The sequence below is a fragment of the Pseudomonas sp. BIGb0278 genome, assembly GCF_024809895.1.
GTDB classification, from domain to species: Bacteria; Pseudomonadota; Gammaproteobacteria; order Pseudomonadales; family Pseudomonadaceae; genus Aquipseudomonas; species Aquipseudomonas shirazensis.
This window is the reverse complement of sequence record NZ_JANUEL010000003.1, coordinates 166,463-183,251: the sequence shown is the minus strand read 5'-3', so window position 1 is coordinate 183,251 and position 16,789 is coordinate 166,463. Positions and strand designations below refer to the sequence as shown.

The 16,789-nt window shown below is 57.2% G+C and carries 13 protein-coding genes; 11 read left to right on the top strand and 2 right to left on the bottom strand.

Annotated elements, in window-relative coordinates; all coding sequences use genetic code 11:
- Positions 1-11 precede the first annotated feature (11 nt).
- From M2396_RS13450 to M2396_RS13430, 5 genes are all read left to right on the top strand, one after another.
- Positions 12-3,668: a phage tail length tape measure family protein gene (locus M2396_RS13450; RefSeq protein ID WP_259075425.1), complete on the top strand. Its 3,657-nt coding sequence runs from the start codon at positions 12-14 to the stop codon at positions 3,666-3,668.
- On the top strand, positions 3,665-4,120 hold the full coding sequence (locus tag M2396_RS13445; protein ID WP_259075423.1) for a transposase: 456 nt from the start codon (positions 3,665-3,667) through the stop codon (positions 4,118-4,120). The genes M2396_RS13450 and M2396_RS13445 overlap by 4 nt, the downstream gene beginning before the upstream one ends.
- Positions 4,117-4,623: a DUF1833 domain-containing protein gene (locus tag M2396_RS13440; RefSeq protein WP_259075421.1), complete on the top strand. Its 507-nt coding sequence runs from the start codon at positions 4,117-4,119 to the stop codon at positions 4,621-4,623. The genes M2396_RS13445 and M2396_RS13440 overlap by 4 nt, the downstream gene beginning before the upstream one ends.
- Positions 4,624-5,025: 402 nt before the next feature.
- Positions 5,026-7,740, top strand: coding sequence for a host specificity factor TipJ family phage tail protein (locus M2396_RS13435; RefSeq protein ID WP_259075420.1), 2,715 nt, complete (start codon positions 5,026-5,028; stop codon positions 7,738-7,740).
- Between the two features lie 57 nt (positions 7,741-7,797).
- The gene (locus M2396_RS13430) at positions 7,798-9,993 is read left to right on the top strand and encodes a NosD domain-containing protein (RefSeq protein ID WP_259075419.1); all 2,196 of its coding nucleotides are present in this window, start codon (positions 7,798-7,800) and stop codon (positions 9,991-9,993) included.
- A gap of 33 nt (positions 9,994-10,026) precedes the next feature.
- Here M2396_RS13430 and M2396_RS13425 read toward each other — a convergent pair whose 3' ends face one another.
- Both M2396_RS13425 and M2396_RS13420 read right to left on the bottom strand, forming a co-directional pair.
- Positions 10,027-12,063 (bottom strand): acyltransferase family protein, encoded by a 2,037-nt coding sequence (locus tag M2396_RS13425; protein ID WP_259075417.1) that lies wholly within the window; start codon positions 12,061-12,063, stop codon positions 10,027-10,029.
- Positions 12,060-12,650, bottom strand: a complete 591-nt coding sequence (locus M2396_RS13420; protein WP_259075415.1) for a hypothetical protein — start codon at positions 12,648-12,650, stop codon at positions 12,060-12,062. Before M2396_RS13420 ends, M2396_RS13425 begins: the two co-directional genes overlap by 4 nt.
- A gap of 319 nt (positions 12,651-12,969) precedes the next feature.
- Here M2396_RS13420 and M2396_RS13415 point away from each other — a divergent pair, with 319 nt between their 5' ends.
- The 6 genes from M2396_RS13415 to M2396_RS13390 all read left to right on the top strand — a co-directional run bounded on the left by M2396_RS13415 (position 12,970) and on the right by M2396_RS13390 (position 16,789).
- Positions 12,970-13,596: a glycoside hydrolase family 19 protein gene (locus M2396_RS13415; protein ID WP_259075413.1), complete on the top strand. Its 627-nt coding sequence runs from the start codon at positions 12,970-12,972 to the stop codon at positions 13,594-13,596.
- A complete protein-coding gene (locus M2396_RS13410; RefSeq protein WP_259075411.1) occupies positions 13,593-14,135 on the top strand; it encodes a DUF2514 domain-containing protein in 543 nt (180 codons plus the stop codon). Before M2396_RS13415 ends, M2396_RS13410 begins: the two co-directional genes overlap by 4 nt.
- 59 nt (positions 14,136-14,194) lie before the next feature.
- Complete coding sequence (locus M2396_RS13405; RefSeq protein WP_259075409.1) at positions 14,195-14,569, top strand: LexA family transcriptional regulator; 375 nt, start codon at positions 14,195-14,197, stop codon at positions 14,567-14,569.
- A complete protein-coding gene (locus M2396_RS13400) occupies positions 14,557-14,850 on the top strand; it encodes a hypothetical protein (protein ID WP_259075407.1) in 294 nt (97 codons plus the stop codon). The genes M2396_RS13405 and M2396_RS13400 overlap by 13 nt, the downstream gene beginning before the upstream one ends.
- Before the next feature lie 391 nt (positions 14,851-15,241).
- The gene (locus M2396_RS13395; protein WP_150572037.1) at positions 15,242-15,979 is read left to right on the top strand and encodes an XRE family transcriptional regulator; all 738 of its coding nucleotides are present in this window, start codon (positions 15,242-15,244) and stop codon (positions 15,977-15,979) included.
- Between the two features lie 462 nt (positions 15,980-16,441).
- Positions 16,442-16,789 carry a phage holin family protein gene (locus M2396_RS13390; protein WP_101317309.1) on the top strand — a complete coding sequence of 116 codons (348 nt, stop codon included), beginning with the start codon at positions 16,442-16,444 and terminating at the stop codon, positions 16,787-16,789.

Here is a 16,789-nt window from a genome sequence, read left to right as displayed (position 1 = left end):
CGGAGAAAGCCATGGCGCTGAAATCTCGGCTCGAGCTTGAAGTCGACGGACGAAGTGCCGAGCAGCAAGTCAATGACATTCGGGCAGCTCTTGAGGCCCTTGAACAGGCTGGCGTGCGAGCAAGCTCGACGCTTAGAAAGTCTGGAGGCGACTACGCCAACCTGGCTATGGCTCTGTCCAAGGTCCAGGCCGCTAACGACAAGGTCACCTCATCCAACGACGCTGCCGCCAAAAGCGCAGACGCAGCCGCCAAAGCCGCAGCCTCCCAGCGAAAGGAGCTGGATAGCCTGCTTGGCAAGATTGATCCCTTGACCAAGAAGCTGAACGACTTGGCCGCGCAGGAAGCTGCGCTGGTCCAGGCCCGCAACTCTGGGCAGATCAATGCCACGGCTTTCGACTCCTACAGCCGAAAGTTGCAGGAGTCACTTACCTCGTTGACAGGTGTATCAACCGCTCAAAAGGCTGTTGGCGAGAGCGCTGAGCAGGCTCGCGTGAGAATCCTCGCAGTTGCTGAGGCGTCCGTAAAAGCCGCACAAGATCAGCGCAACCTTGCCAGCGCAGCGATTGGGCTGTCCGAAGCAGAGCAAGGCCTGCTTTCGGGGAACATGATCCTTGCCTCCAATCAGGGCCGCGTAGCCGAGACAACGCAGAAAGTTGCAGTTGCTGCCCGGCAGGCAGAATCAGCCACAAGGAAGCAGTCGGATGGCCTGCAGGATCTGCTGGAGAGCATCGACCCGACCACGCGGGCTCTGAACCGGCTGGATGAGCAAGAGCGCAAGCTCGCTCAGAAAAAGAAAATCGGTGCCATCGATGCCGACACATTCGCCCAGTACCAGGGAAAGATCGATCAGGCGCGGGCCGCACTGGCTGGCTTCGATGACGGTCTCAAGCGTACCGGTATTTCCGCCAAGCAGAACGCGCAAGCACTACGAATGGTGCCAATGCAGTTCACGGACATTTTCACGTCCATAGCTGCCGGGCAACCAATTATGATGGTCGCGCTTCAGCAGGGTGGGCAGCTGAAAGACTCGTTTGGAGGAATTGTTCCTGCTGCGAAAGCCTTGAGTGGATACGTTCTTGGGCTGGTCAATCCATTCACTGTGGCTGCGGCTGCAGCTGCAGTTCTCGCCTTGGCGTACAAGCAGGGGAGCGATGAGTCCAGCGCATTCAATGCCTCTCTAGCTATGACTGGAAACACTGCAGGAACAACCACGGCGCAGCTTGCTGGGATGGCTCAGCAAGTCTCTGCGGCTGGCGGCACGGTCGGCAAGGCTGCTGCAGTGCTTGCTCAGCTCGCTGCATCTGCACGCATTCCGGTATCCGCGTTCGAGTCGATCACCCGCGCGGCGATTGACTTCGAATCGGCAACCGGCCAGGCCGCAGAGGAAACGGTAAGCAACTTCAAGAAGATCGCGAAGGATCCAGTTGCCGAGATCCTCAGGCTCAATGAGTCGATGAACTTCCTGACCGCGTCTACCTATGAGCAAATCAAAGCACTTCAGGAGCAGGGCAATACTCAGGCGGCGGCGCAGATTGCCAACGACGCATACGAGCAGGGCCTCAACCGTACCTCTAAAGGCGTACGTGACAACCTCGGCTATATCGAGTCGAGCTGGAAAGCGGTCGCTGGTGCTGCAAAGGCGGCATGGGACGCGGCCCTGAATGTCGGTCGCGAGAAGAGCCTTGATGATCAGTTGCGCGCTCTTGATGAGCAGCTGAATGCCATCGCGGAAAGCGCATCCAGAAAGAAGCAGCGCAACCCGAGAGGGGCCCAAGCTGACCCTCTCAGTAATTTGACACCCAGTGATACCTTTCGCCAAGAGTCACTTGAGGCCCAAAAAACTCAGCTTTTAATCAAAAAAGCCGAGGACGATCGCCGAGCAGCAGCCAAAGGATTTGCTCAGCAACAACAGCAGCAGGCGCTTGATGATCAGGTTTCTCTTGATCGGATGCGCAAGGAGACCGAGAGCAACGCCGACAAGCGTGCCAGAGAGCTTGCCGAATACAGGCTTTTGGTTGAGCGGCGCGTTACCCAGGCGCGCGCTTCTGGTGACAATTCGATCCTGATAACTGCAGAGCAGCAGGCCAAAGACATTGCTGCCATTAACGAGAAGTACAAGGATGCGCGCACTCCAAAAGGCCCGCAGTATCGCGAGGATGCAGGCCAGCGCATGCTGGATGAGGCTCGCCAGCGATATGCCGTTCTGCAGCAGCAGAGCAGCGTAATTGCTGGTGAGGTTGAGCAAACCCAGAAGCTCGGCGCCGAGGCCCGGAAGTTGATCGAACTCGAGACTGAGATCGCCAACCTCAAGGAGAAAAAGACCCTCACCACCTCGCAGAAGCAAGTCCTGGCGATGGCTGAGCTGAATTTGGCACAGCAGAAGCAGAACGCCGAGCTTGAGAAAGCGAATCAGCTGACCAAGGAACGGTACGAAAACGAAGCCAAGCTGAAGGCATTCCGGGAAAATCTGACATCGCAGAACGATTTGGCGAAGGAGGGGTTGGACAGCTCCCTGGCTGGTGTAGGTCTCGGGGATAAAGGCAGACAGCGGCTGCAGGACGATCTGAAAATTCGTCAGGACTACCAAAAGCAGCTCGACAAGCTGAGCCGCGACTACAACAAGATCCAGAACCCTACCGACAACGACACATCTCTCTACGAGAGCGAGACCGCTGCATTGCAGGCCGCGCTCGCAGTTCGCATTGGATACCAGCAGGACTATTACACCCAGCAAGACGAAATGCGCGGGCAGTGGCTGCTTGGGGTGTCCGGCTCATGGCAGAACTACGTCGACATGGCGACTGACTATAACCAGCAGGCGCGGGATGCAACGGCGTCAATCCTGAGCGACACAACTTCATCTATATCCAGCAGCATCCAGGGCGTGATCACTCAGACCATGAGCCTGGGCGATGCCTTCGTCAATCTCGGCACCACGATGGCAGGGTCCGTACTCGGGGCGCTGTCCGATATAACTGCGCAGTGGCTTGTAACGCAGGCCCTAAAAATGGCCGGTATCACCGCTGAAACAACTGCCGTTGTGTCGGCCGAGGGGACCAAGGCTGCCGCAAAAGTTGCAGCGGACGGCATCGCCGAGGCTTCATCGCTATCGACGATTGCAACCACGCTGGCCGCAAATGTGGCGGCCGCTGTCGAGACATTGGCCTCCTGGGCTCCTGCTGCGCTGGTTGCTTCTATCGGTTCGTTTGGCGCCGCCGCCGCGGTTGGCGGCACCGCACTGATTGCCGCATACGCTCTGATCCGCGGCATCAGCGGCGGCTTCTCTGAGGGTGGCTACACCGGCTCGGGCGGCAAGTACGAGCCCGCCGGCGTCGTCCACAAGGGTGAAGTGGTCTGGAGTCAGGCTGACATCAGTCGTTTCGGTGGAGTCGCTTCAGTCGAGGCGCTGCGCAAGGGAAATGTCACCCCAATCCGGGGATCGAACAGCAGTGCCTCTGCGCAGAATACCAGTGGCACCCAGGTCGGCAGCCAGATGCCCCAACCGATCGTGCAGATATTCGAAGACGCTTCGAAGGCTGGCACATCCCAGACGACCCGCCAAGGTAATCAGGATTTCATCAAGGTCTGGGTTGCGAGCGTCATGGGTGACGATGAGGCGCATCAGGCTCTGCAAGCTAAATACGGACTTCAGGCGGTGGGATCATGATCGAATATCCAGCAGAGCTGCCTCTGCCACTACAAAACGGTTACGAGCTGCGCACCCCGGTAGATCCCATGATTCGAACACCCATGGAGTCCGGACGGGCGCGGCAGAGGCTGAACTTCGAGAGCGCTCCAGAAACTGTGAGCTTCACCTGGAACTTCGACACGAACCAGGCGGCATTCTTCAGGGGCTGGTATGCGCGGAATCTGAACTACGGCGTCGAGTGGTTCAGCATGCCGCTGCAGCTTCCGGAAGGATTTCAGAATTTCGAGTGCCGATTCACTGGTAAGCCGGATGGGCCACGGCTAGTGCAAATCACCAGATGGGAGATGTCGGCGACTCTCGAGCTGCGCGAGCCTTCGCTGATCCAGCCTGGCTGGGAGGACTTCCCGCAGTTCTGGTTCATGATGAACATCATCGACATGGCTGTTAACAGGGAGTGGCCCGAAGCATGACCGACTCAGCCATTCTTGAGCAGATCTATCGGGAGGCGGTTGCGTCTGGAGGCAAGGAAGCCTTTGTGCGGACGCTTGAGATCACCTGCCCCGCGTGGTCGGCGCCTGTTCTCATCTGCAACGGATTCAAGGATCGGATCTGCGGGACCGAGGATGGCAGGCTGGTGACATTCGAGGCGGCCAACATCGGCATTGCGCTGGCCGCCAAGAACAATAAGGGCAACCAGGCATTGGCCTTTGGAGTGGATAACACTACCGGCAGGGTGAGGCATTATGCCGACCAAGCCCTTGATGCCAGCGCCCGGGTGACCGCCGTCTACAGGGTTTACCTGGCCAGCGACTTGTCTGCGCCCTGCGAGAAGCCATGCCGCATGACCGTGCAGAGTGACTCATTCGAAAGCAACAACGCCAATTTGCCATGTGGTTTCTTCGACCTGATCGGCACCGGATTCCCCCGCGACGTTGCAAATACCAAGCGTTTCCCTGCCCTGAAATACCTCTGAGGCATCACCTATGGAATGGATCAACAGATACCTGTCCTGCAGGTATGAGGACGGCGCTCGCGGTCCAGAAAGGTATGACTGCTGGGGGCTCTGCAGGGAGGCGCGTCACCTGCACCTAGGACAACGGCTGCTGCCGAACTGGGGCCATGTTCGCAACAACGAGCCGAAGGAGTTCACCCGGGCATACCGGGCCGAGGCAGAGCACATGGAGGTGTGCGGGCCAGAGCCTGGGGCCATTGCTGCCGTAATGCGCGGCGCTCTCTGCGTTCATGTTGCCCTGGTGGTTAATGCTGGCGGGCGGCTCAAGGTACTTGAGATCAACCCCGCCCGTGGTGCTCGCTGCCTACCGCTGCACCAGTGGGAGCGCGACCACAACACCATCATCTACTACCGAGATCGGCAATGATCGAAATCTACCCCAACAAGCTCGCTGCCGGGCCAGCGGAGTTCTGCGCGGTCAAAAAACGCCAGAGCCTGCTGGCATGGTTCCGCGCGGACGGTTTGCCGGAAGAGGTCGAGCCTGCAGCGCTGCCGATGAGCGTGTTCGTCAACGGTGAGCGGGCTCTGCCGACGCAGTGGGCGTCTATTGAGTTCGGACCCGAAGATAGCGTCCAAATATACCGAGAGCCAAAGGGTACAGATCCGTTCTCGATCACCTTCGCGCTCGTGTTCGGAGCCAAGGCGGTCATGAGCGCTCTCATGCCGAAGATGCCTTCCCTGAACAGTGGCGGCAACACCAAGCGTGGGAACGACCTTGGCTTGGCCACCGTGAAGGGCAACCAGGTGAAGCTGAACGCGGTCATTCGCGAGATCGCCGGCCGTCAGCGCCCATACCCGGACTATGCGCTCCCGCCAAACCGCTACTTTGAAGACCCGCGCTCTCAGTGGATCGAGATGCTGCTGGTGGTGGGCAAGGGCAGCTATGACATTCCAGTCAGCAGCATCCTGATTGGCGAAACCCCTGTGATCTCGCTGGGTGCCGATGCCGAATTTACAATCTACGAGCCTGGTGCCGACCTTTCCAATGAGCCGGCTGCGCAGTGGTGGCATTCGGCGCCGGAAGTGGGCGCAACCTCCACCGGTACAGCTGGTATCGAACTGAAGGCGACCTACGCCGTAACGCCTGTTCCTGACGCACAGTCATACCAATTCGCCAGCAAGACAATCACGGTGCCTACCGGTGCCGGGCAGTTTCCTGCTGGTTGGGCCGCCGGCATGATCGTGAGGATTGAGGTGGGCTACCCATTGGACGTCATTGACGGCGGGTCCGGGCGCGACATCATTCGGGGAAGCCTCGACCAGTTCGCTCTGACTGCAGGGATGCAAATTGAGATCGTCGGGGCGAACGCGGGTAACTACACGGTCGCCACCTATACACCTGGTGTCGGTTCCGCGCCGGATGAGATGACCCTGGACTGGGCAGCCGGTGGCGCTGCCACCGGCTTGGCAGTCGGAACTGGTCTGGTCATGGGCATTGGATTCCGCGGCCTGCGATACCGCATCACGGCAGCCAGCACGGCCGCGATATCGGTTGAGCGCATGAACGCCGCAGGCGACAACGACACCACATGGCCTGGGTTTGACACATTGACCACCTCGGCGGCCGTATTGACTCTGGACGGTTCTACGCAAGAGGGTGACTGGTCCGGGCCATTCCCAGCCTGCCCAGCGGGCACCACTACTTCGCGTATCGCCTGGGACATCTTCTTCCCGCAAGGCCTTGTGCATGTGGGTGGGAAGGGTGACCTGAACAACCTGTCGGTGACCGTCGAGATGCAGTATCGAGACATAACCCTGGCTGGCGCCTGGACCTCGTTCAAGAAGACCTACACCCAGAAGACCTTGGATCAGCTCGGGTTCACTGAATTCATGGTTGATATTCCAGGGAGCATCCGGCCAGAGGTGCGGATGCGCCGCATCGGCGCCAAGTCCACCAGCACCCAGGACGCCAACACCGTCCAGTGGTACGGCCTGCGCGCCAACCTCCCCGCGCCGACCAGCTATGCCGGTGTCACGCTGCTGGCCCTGCGGGTAAAGGGCGGCAACCGGATCGCATCCCAGTCTGAAAGCCAGGTATCGGTCATCGCCACGCGCAAGCTGCGCACCAGGCGCGGTGGGGCATGGACTTCGCCCGAGCCAACCAGAGATATCGCAGCCTGGATCGGCTACATTGCGCAAAGCGTTGGCTATTCGGTCGAGGACGGCAACTCAGATCTCGACTTGGACGAACTGGATCGCCTGCAAGCGCTGTGGACGGCCCGCGGCGACTTCTACGACCGCACCATCGAGTCGGCCAGCACTGTCAAGGCCTGCATGATCGAGGCGCTGCAAGCCGGATTCTCGGAACTGACCATCGATAGAGGTCTGATCCGACCGGTTCGTGACGAGCCGCGCGGGCCGGACTTTGACCACATGTACAACCCGCAAATCATGACCAAGCCCCTCAAACGAGAGGCCGAGCACGTCACCGAGGATGACTTCGATGGCGTGGACGTCGAATACCTCAGCTCCGCAACCTGGCAGGTTGAGACCGTCGAGTGCCGACTGCCCGGGGATCTGGGTCTGCGCACCGAGAAGGTGAAGATCGATGGCGTTGGTGATGAGCATCGAGCATGGCGTATCGGCATGCGTCGCCGGCGGCAGCAGGTCTACCAGCGCAAGCGCTACAGCTTCTCGACAGAGTTGGATGCGCTCAACAGCGGCTACCTCGATTACGCGCTACTGGGTGATACCACGCCAGGCTATGGGCAGAGCGCGATGCTCAAAGGCTACGCGAAGCTGGGAAGCCTGCACATGTTGGTTTCTACCGAGCCGCTCAACTGGTCTGCCGGGGGCGAACACTGGATTGCCCTGCGCCGGCGGGATGGCAGCGCCTCTGGCCCCTATGTCGCCACCCGCATCGATGACTACCGCCTGACCATCCCTGAGCTGGACTTCGTGCCGGTTCTGGATAGCGCAATGGACGCGCCTGTTATCCAGTTCGGGCCTAAGGCCAAGTTCTGCTACCCGGCCCTGATCAAAGAGGTCAATCCGAGCGGGACCGTGAGCTGCAACGTCACCGCTGTGAACTACGACGAGCGCGTCTACCTGGACGACGACAACTTCCCACCGGCTTGACCGGACCCTTAACGAGCATGCCCGCCTTGAGCGGGCTTTTTCATGCCCGGAGAAAATATGCGCTACAACACTGGCAACCCGGTTGGAACCGATGGCTCGAGCGATCCGCGCGACCTTTACGATAATACTGCCATCATCGATCTGCTGCTCACGGGGCAACTTGGGGAATATCTGAACCGCCTTGGTGTGCCTCTCAAGTCCTGGGTCGGCATCATGCAGCAGGTAACGGACTACCTGATCGCACAGGGCTATGAGTCGGTCTACCTTACCTATGGCGCTGGCGTCGTTGTCGATCGCCAGACCCAGCTCGTGCAGCGCGCTGGCGAGCTGTACCGGGTTACGAACGCAGCTGATATACCGCTTACCCTCACCGGAACCTGGGCCACTGACGCGCCCAAGCTGCAGGCCGTAGGGGATGCTGCGCTACGACAGGCTCTTGCTTCTTCTGCTGGCGCAAAAATGGTTGGTTACGGGGACATAACTGTCGCGCAAGCTCTCAGTGGAGTTCCTGTGAGTATCACCGCCCACGGCGCCGAGCCAACTCCAGGGATCGATAACACCGGCGCCATTCAGGCCGCTGTCGAAGCTGCCAGAGCAGTTGGCGGATACGTAGTATTTCCTCCGGGCGTATACGAGCAGGCGGGGAAAGTGGACATCCGCAACGGGCTTAGGGGGTTCCAGTGGAATGGCGGCTCGATCAAGTTTACCTCGCCCTCGGCTGGCTTTAGGCTTCGCGGGATTCGTAGCGGGGAAACCGAAAACGTCAAGAACTTTGTCTGCAATTTTGGTAGGTTCGATGCCAACAATCTTGAGGGCGGTAGCGGTCTGCGCGTTTTCGAGGGGGAGAACTGCCAAGATTGTAAGTTCATTGGCAACCGAATCATCAACATGGTTCATGGCTACGGCATTCTTCTGTTTGCTTTCGCTACCGGCGTTGAGCAGGTGTCGGGCAACACTATCGCATTCAACAATATTCGCGGTATTCCAGGCATCACAAAGGACAACACTGGTATCCGCTGGTATCCGATCTCTATCGCCTGCGACCTGAATATCGCCCCTTATGCGGATGCGGTTGCCTACTACGTTGCGCTTGGCGTTGCACCATCTGGAACAATTCTTGCCACCCGGAACACCATAGCATTCAACGAACTAGATGGTGGCTATTACGGAATTACCAACATCAGTGCGCTATATTCGGAGATCGTGGGCAACTGGTGCCGCAATAACATCCGTGGCATTGCTATGGAGTGGACCTCCAGCGAAGGCTTGTTAGCTATGAATCAGATTCGCCGCAACGTATCGGCCGGCATCTTGGCTGGCTATGGCTGCCGCGAGCTGACCATCGACAACAACCGAATATACCCAGAGGACCAGTGGATCGGCGAAGCGTTGATCAAGGTCGGCCTCAGTTCGCCGAACTGCAAGATCACCAACAACAAGACCAAGACGTCGAACAACGTTGTCACTGGCGATTATCACATTTATGTTCACTGCGACTCATCTGACTGCCTGATCGAAGACAACGACCTCGTCGGAGACTGCTACCGTGCCTTTATCGGCGTGGAAAGCGCATGGAACTCGACGCAAACAGCAGTTGAGCACTTCGCTCAAGGCAAGGGATCGTCCCTGAACGATCTTTCCGTTGCAAACATGAACAACGTCACCGTGCGAAACAATGATATTCGTGCGGTATCGACCAAGGCCACTGTCCCTACGGCTATGTACTTCGGTCAGATCAACGACAATAAAGGCGTTCACTCGCTCACCGGCCTAGTAGTTGACGGCAATACTGTCTATTCCAGCAAGCATGCTTGGCAGATGAAGGTAATAGAGATGAACAGCGGGTCGTTCGCAAATAACGTTCTTAAAAAGCAGGTATTTGAGCGCACCTCTACAGCTGCAAGCTTCTCCCTGCCGCGCTTCCTCAACCACTTCATCGAGGTGGAAGGAAACATGCCGTTCGATAGTGGCTGGTCAGTTAACTCTTTGCCGACAGGTGACACAACCCCTAGCGTAGGCCTGTGGAAGGAGAACAATCTGGCGAACACTTCGGCGGTATCCGTTACCACATTCGACGATGCAACTGACAGGAGGGACATTCGGGTTAGGCTCGACGGATTCACCACCCTGGTCCACAACTCAGCCGTAATGCGGCTCAAGGGTAATGCCAACGTAGTGCCGTCCAGCACTAACAACTTTATTACGCTGCGTAGGGAGAATGGCGTCTGGCTTGAGGTGGGGCGAAACTTTTAGAATTCGGCGCGCTTCAGTGCGCGCCATTTTCTATCATTTATCGGATACTGCTTTTGTGAATGGGAAATCTACAGATTTTTCCCACTCGAGCGCCAAGTATTTTGCTCCTTCAACCGTGAAATGTGTTTCGTCCTGGAAAAGTCGGTATCCGTCATACGAGGTAATGCAGTTAGGCTCACTGCTTTTGCAGAATAATTCGGTTGGTATCACCGCGTGAATCCTGTTGCTTTGTTGTGCTACAGTGCGTATCACGCTATTGGTGAATTGCTGTCTCTTCAGGATTAATCCTTTGTCGATGGTTTTGCATCTTTCGATTACTTGCTCTTCCGAGAGGATATATCGAGGAACGTTGTCGCAGCCATCTAGCGACTTTCCTATGTTTGGTGACTGAGCAAAAAGAATCACCTGTCCAGATGCTTGTAGTGCCGCTTTCACTGTCCTGTCTAGGCTTTGTGCAAATACCTTCCTTGACTCCTCCAAGGTTTTTATTGGGTTGCTCACATCAACTATATACTGCTGAGGGACCTTGTACTGTCCATACTCGCTTGGCTCAACTGCCCACGCCCAGCGTGATGAAATTACGATGTAGTCGTACCTGTTCGACTTTAGGTGGTTCTCCCATGCATTGTTCTGGATCTTGCACCCTTCCTCTCTCGGGTCGGGAGCGGCGAACACATGAGTTGTTCCGAACAGAGGATTGCAACCAACGTAATACCATAGAGTGACGCGAATATTATATTTTTTGCCTATGTAGTCGAATGCGCTACGTATATGGGCAGCGTGACTATCGCCGATGATTAGCGCGGTTTTTGCGTCCAACTTTCGGGAGCCAACGTCCTGAGCATTCGCATACGTTGAAATTAGCGATGTTTGCCATTCATTGCGACGAAGGTCGATGCTCTGTGTGACTGGGGAATCAGTCTTTCCATAGCTGGCAATTCGCCATTTCCAGCCGTCCTGTACGTATGCCATTGTCCCGACATATACCAACAGGCAAACTGGAATAGCCAGGTATGCGGCGAATTTACGGTTGCTAAAATTTTTCGCGACGGCGTGGTTTAGCCGGAAAGGGACCTCAATATATTTGTATTGAAATTGGGCCGTGGCCAGAGTGATTAGGCCGATTATGGCAAGGTCTAACGCCGTAGGCTGAGAAAGCACGTAGTATGTGTAAAAAACAATAGCCGGCCAGTGCGTCAGGTATAGTGAGTAGGAGCGCTCGCCAACCCATGTCATAGCCCTGTTTCGCAGAAGTAAGCCTGAGAACCTCGCCTCGCCAGAGTAAATGATCATGGCTGTGCCCAGGCATGGAAGCAGAGCATAGTATGATGGGAAGGGCGTGTTCTCGGTGTAGGTCAGCATGCACCACCCGACGATCACAAGACCTGATAGCAGAATTAACTCATTCAGGAAGTTCTTCAGCCCGTTGCGCGGAGCCCAGGTCATTAACGCACCGATCGCAAATTCGTAGATGCGGAACGGCATCAAGAAGAATGGCGATGTTGGGTCTAGTCTAATCCATGCCCAGGCAAAGTATAGACTCACACAGCCGGCGGCGAATAACATCAGTGGAGCAACGAGACGACTCCTTGCTGATAATAAGAAAACCAATGCGGCTGGCCATACGAAATAGAACTGCTCTTCAACGCTGAGCGTCCAGGTATGTAAAAGCGGCTTGGTCAGTGCGGACGAGTCGAAGTACCCGCTCTCCAGCCAAAACCAGACATTCGATAATGAAAACAGTGCGGCGATTGAAGAGGCTGCTGAGCTCTTAAGGTGCTCACTGGAGAATAACAGCGTGGAAAAAACGAAAGATACTGTGATTGTGCAGGCTGCTGCCGGGATCAGTCTTCTGATTCTTCGGATGTAGAAGTTAGAGAGGCTGAACCTGTCTTTATCAACGGCATCCTTGATCAAGCCGGTGATTAGAAATCCAGAAATAACAAAGAAAACGTCTACTCCTACAAAGCCGCCCGGGATGAACGATAAGCTCATGTGGAATAGGATTACGCCCATAACGGCTATTGTGCGGAGTCCGTCGATGTCCGGCCTATACTTTGTAGCGTTCACTGTAGTTCCTTAAGTTTTTGCTTTGCTGCTTCTATCCCTGAATTTGCAGATTCTGTCAGCAGCTCTTTTGCTGTCTTTGGGTCTTTTTTTGGGTTGTCATTGTCTAGCAGAATCTCAGCCAAGTAGAACTTGGATATTGGGACGTTTTTCAGTGTTGGGCTTGAAAAAATGATAGTCGCTTTTTCAAGGTTTCTTGGAACAAATCTACCAATTTTGTACTCTAGGGCGGCCCGATTAGAGAGCAATATGTCGCCTTTGGCGATAAATCCTTGTTCAGCTATGTATACTGCCAGCTTCTTGGCTTCACTGTTTTGTGTTTTGTATATGAGTTCATTTGTGATTGCTTGAGAAAACTTTATCTCTCTGGAGCTGACGATGGTTCTTGCTAGATTAGAAAGCTCGGCATCAGTTAGTAATCTTGACTCTTTCGCCATAAATACGGCTGCTCTTTGTGCATCCAATGGCGAATTCTCAGCTATTTCGTCCCAAATGCTTTTCTTGTTTAGCTTCCATTCACCAAGCAGCACAACAAATGCTATCGCGGTTACAGAAGCCAGTAGAACAAATAGGTTGCTTCTCTTTGTCACGCTGGCAATCCTTGTATGCGTTGCAATGCTCAAAAGTTTTCAAAATCTCGGAATCATAGCATTTTGAAATTTCCGCCTCAATTCACCTGAAAGAACCAAGGATTTTTTGGCATGATTCCTACACCCTAGCGCTAGGAAGTGCGGAATGTTCGCCTTGGAGAAAGCATGGGTGGGTCCACCGAAACCCAGTACGGAGGCGTAATCATGCTCCGATCTGTGGGTTTATCGCCTCATTCGACAGCTTGGGCGCTGAGGGGCAGCGCCTAGACCATCACGCATACCGCCGCCTGGAGGTATTTTTTGCCTGGAGAACGATCTCATGCCCATCACCGAGCAGCAGCTGCTGCAGGTTCTGCCAAAAGCCCGCACCGTAGCGGGCATTTTTTTGCCTGCGCTAAACCGAGCCATGGTCCGCTGGAAGATCGACAGCCGGTTGCGCGCCGCCGCCTTCTTGGCGCAGATCGGCCACGAATCTGGGCAGCTGCGCGTTTTGGTCGAGAACCTCAACTACAGCGCCGACGCGCTGGTTCGTACCTGGCCCAGCAGGTTCACCGCCCAGACTGCGCCGGCATATGCCCGCCAGCCGGAGAAAATCGCCAATCGTGTCTACAGCGGGCGCATGGGTAATGGTCCCGAATCATCGGGGGATGGCTGGCGGTACCGGGGTCGCGGGCTGATCCAGCTCACCGGGCGCGACAACTACCAGGCAGCCGGCGCCGCGCTGGGGCTGCCGCTAGAGGATCAGCCGGAACTGCTCGAGCAGGCCGAGCACGCTGCGCAGTCCGCTGCGTGGTGGTGGGCGAAGCACGGGCTTAACGAGCTGGCAGACGCCGGCCGCATCCAGGACATCGGCAGCATCATCAATACCGGCAAGCCTGGGCGCGTGCCGCATGGCGCTGCTGAGCGAAAAGCGCTGTACGACATCGCCGTGCGGGTGCTGGCATGACCTGGCTCGGCTCGGCGCCGGCCTGGTGCTGGTGGCTGATCGCGCTGGTGCTGGTTGCCGGTGGCCAGCAGTACCGGGTGGTGATTGCCGAGGGAGCGGCGGCAGATGCCCGGGCCGCGACCGCCGAAGCAGAGCAGGGCCTGGCCAGTTACCGGCTGGAGGTCTCCGAGCGCGACCGGCGTGCCGCGGCGCAGGCCAGAACCGAAGAGCAGCGCCGGCAAGCGCTGGCAGACGAAAAGGGAAGGGAAAGTGACGAGCTTATCGCGAAACTCAAAGACCGCGCTGCTACTGCTGAGTCTGGCTCTGTCGGCCTGCGCGGGGAAATCGCCCGACTGCGCGACGGTCGAGCAGCAACCTGCAGTACCATCGCTGCCCAGCAGCGCGCGACAGGAACCTCTCCCGTCATGGTGCTCGGGGGATTGCTTGAAGACGCTGACCGAATGGCGGGAAGCCTCGCGGAAGCGCTTGAGCGAAGTCGAATAGCTGGGCTGGCGTGCGAGTCGATCATGGGCGGGATGAGCGCGCCCGCTGACCGGTAATTGTCGTAAGCCACAATCTGCCATAAGATACTGTATCTATATACAGTATTGAGCCAAGCATGACAGCCGCCAACCCATTCGAATACGTCGAAGACCTGCAGGCCATATCCCTCGACGAACTGATGCAGGTGCATGCGCCCAATGTGTATCTGGTCAGGATCGACGGCGACAGCATGCAGGGTGCGGGGATCTTCGACGAGGACGTGGCGATCGTCGACAAGGCGATTGATGCGCGGGCCGGCCACATCGTCATCGCGGCGGTGAACGGCGAGCCAGTCTGCAAGCGGCTCGACTATGTTGGCCGGCAGATCGTGCTGCGCTCGGAGAATCCTCGGTACGCGCCGCGGTTCATCATGGAGGGTGACGAGTTCTCTGTCTGGGGCGTGGTTACCTACAGCCTGCGCAGCCACGGGCCGATGTCATGTACTTCCTGATCGTCCGGCGGCGCAAGCTGGGCGTGGCCATCCCGACTGATCAGCTGGGGAAGATCCAGGCCCTAAAGGCAGACATCCACATCGGCGATCACCACAGCGCGCCGTTGGGCAGGGTGTCCACGCAGGCCTGGGTCTTCACCCATTCGCCCGGCGCCGACGTCATCCCGCGTCTGCACGATGCGAAGGTGAATGGCATGGCCCAGCTCGGCATCAACATCAATGGTGTGGAGGAGGTTGACGGCGTGCTGTATGCGCAGTCGTGGTGGTGTCGGACGTTGTAGTTTTGGTTGGGGATTCGGTCGGCAGGACGCCGGAGGAGGGGGGTTTAGCTGTCTAATACTGCTCGATAGCTTCGCGACTTTACTGGTCGAAACTCGCGGAAAGCTCGCAATCTGTATTAGACAGCATGGCCGCGCAGCCCAGTAACGGCGCGCCCTATGCACTGATCAAGCATCTACTGTTGCATCATTGGAGTGTGCGCGGAGAGGTCAGACATTCGGGGCCTTACAGCGTGATTCGGTGGGCGATTTTGAAACCGGCAATGTTACAGACTTTTGCCCGGCGATGCAGGGACGATACGCCATTGGATTGCCGCGCTCTGCCAAGCGCAGGCTGGCCGGTGCGCTGCCGCATCAATTGCATTTGCGCACAACTCGTTGCATTATGCGGCTTATGCAAAAACGCAACGTAGCCTCCGTACTCAAGACCTTGCTCGACCGCCACGGCCTGTCTCCGACGGAGCTGCACCGGCGCACGGGCGTTCCTCAATCCACGCTTTCGCGGATTCTCAGCGAAAAGATCGTTGATCCGTCAGACAAACACGTCTCCAAAATCGCCGAGTATTTCGCCGTCAGCACCGACCAGTTACGTGGCCGCGCCGAACTCGGCGAGTCGCGTGAAGCGGCGCAGCCGGCTCATGGTCATGCCGACATGAGCGATATCAGCCTGTGGGACGATGAAACACCCGTCGAGGACGACGAGGTTAGCGTGCCCTTTCTTCGCGAGGTCGAGTTGGCAGCAGGATCAGGAAGATTCGTCATCGAAGAGAGCGAGCGTGCGCGCCTGCGTTTCGGCAAGCGCAGCCTGCGCCACAATGGCGTCCAGTTCGACAACGCCAAGTGCGTGACCGTGCGCGGCAACAGCATGCTGCCGGTGCTGCGTGATGGCGCCACGGTAGGGGTCAATACCGGTAAATGTGCGATCGGCGATATCGTCGATGGCGACCTCTATGCCATCAATCACAACGGCCAGTTGCGTGTAAAGCAGGTGTATCGCTTGCCAACCGGCATCCGCCTGCGCAGCTTCAACCGCGATGAGCACCCCGACGAGGACTACACTTTCCAGCAGATGCAGGATGAGCAGATCAGCCTGCTGGGCCACGTCTTCTGGTGGGGGATGTACGCCCGCTGAGTGAACATCGTCAGAACAAACCCGCTTCGGCGGGTTTTTTTTCGCCTGCAGAAAAATCCTACAGCCAGCGTGATGCATGGCCTTCATGCATATCCGCAAATCCTCATGTGAAATTCTATGAATAAATGCATTGACTGCATATGCATATGCGCATAACGTGTTTCTCAAGCCGGGTAGAAACCGGTTGTTGCAAAGGCAGCGATGAACAGGCCTCAACTGTTCAGAGGGTTGGCAACTGGCCCGGGTGTGCAGCGTAAAGCACCACGAACAGTTTTCCGGCGGGCAGGCGGCCGCGGTCGGAGTTAACAGTTTTGGACATGACCGCAGGTGTCACCAGTAGTGGCCTGCGGTTGACCACGCATTACTGAAAAGCCGGCGATGGCGGGCTTTTTGGAATGCCGAGTTTAAGCGTAAACCGACCTGTCGACAGTCGTCGGCGGGCATCACACAGGAGACAGGGCAGTGACGAACGAGCAACAAGCGTTACTGGAAATGCCGCTCTGGCTGGTAATCGTCCTGGCGTTGCTGGGCGGTGTTTCCGGCGAAATGTGGCGGGCCGACAAGGCTGGAGCAAAAGGCTGGTCGCTGGTGCGCCGGCTGGCGCTGCGTTCCGGGGCATGCATGATCTGTGGCGTGTCGACGGTGATGCTGCTGTACGCCAGCGGCATGTCGATCTGGAGCGCCAGCGCCTTTGGCTGTCTGACTGCGATGGCGGGAGCCGATGTTGCCATCGGCCTTTATGAACGCTGGGCAGCCAAGCGGCTTGGGCTGCGCGACGGCGCGCGGGCAGATGTGCGAGAGGAGCCCTGA

Coding starts and splice junctions, on each gene's coding strand:
- M2396_RS13430 (WP_259075419.1), top strand. CDS start 7,798: ATGCGCTACAACACTGGCAACCCGGTTGGAACCGATGGCTCGAGCGAT.
- M2396_RS13450 (WP_259075425.1), top strand. CDS start 12: ATGGCGCTGAAATCTCGGCTCGAGCTTGAAGTCGACGGACGAAGTGCC.
- M2396_RS13395 (WP_150572037.1), top strand. CDS start 15,242: ATGCAAAAACGCAACGTAGCCTCCGTACTCAAGACCTTGCTCGACCGC.
- M2396_RS13410 (WP_259075411.1), top strand. CDS start 13,593: ATGACCTGGCTCGGCTCGGCGCCGGCCTGGTGCTGGTGGCTGATCGCG.
- M2396_RS13435 (WP_259075420.1), top strand. CDS start 5,026: ATGATCGAAATCTACCCCAACAAGCTCGCTGCCGGGCCAGCGGAGTTC.
- M2396_RS13415 (WP_259075413.1), top strand. CDS start 12,970: ATGCCCATCACCGAGCAGCAGCTGCTGCAGGTTCTGCCAAAAGCCCGC.
- M2396_RS13445 (WP_259075423.1), top strand. CDS start 3,665: ATGATCGAATATCCAGCAGAGCTGCCTCTGCCACTACAAAACGGTTAC.
- M2396_RS13400 (WP_259075407.1), top strand. CDS start 14,557: ATGTACTTCCTGATCGTCCGGCGGCGCAAGCTGGGCGTGGCCATCCCG.
- M2396_RS13405 (WP_259075409.1), top strand. CDS start 14,195: ATGACAGCCGCCAACCCATTCGAATACGTCGAAGACCTGCAGGCCATA.
- M2396_RS13440 (WP_259075421.1), top strand. CDS start 4,117: ATGACCGACTCAGCCATTCTTGAGCAGATCTATCGGGAGGCGGTTGCG.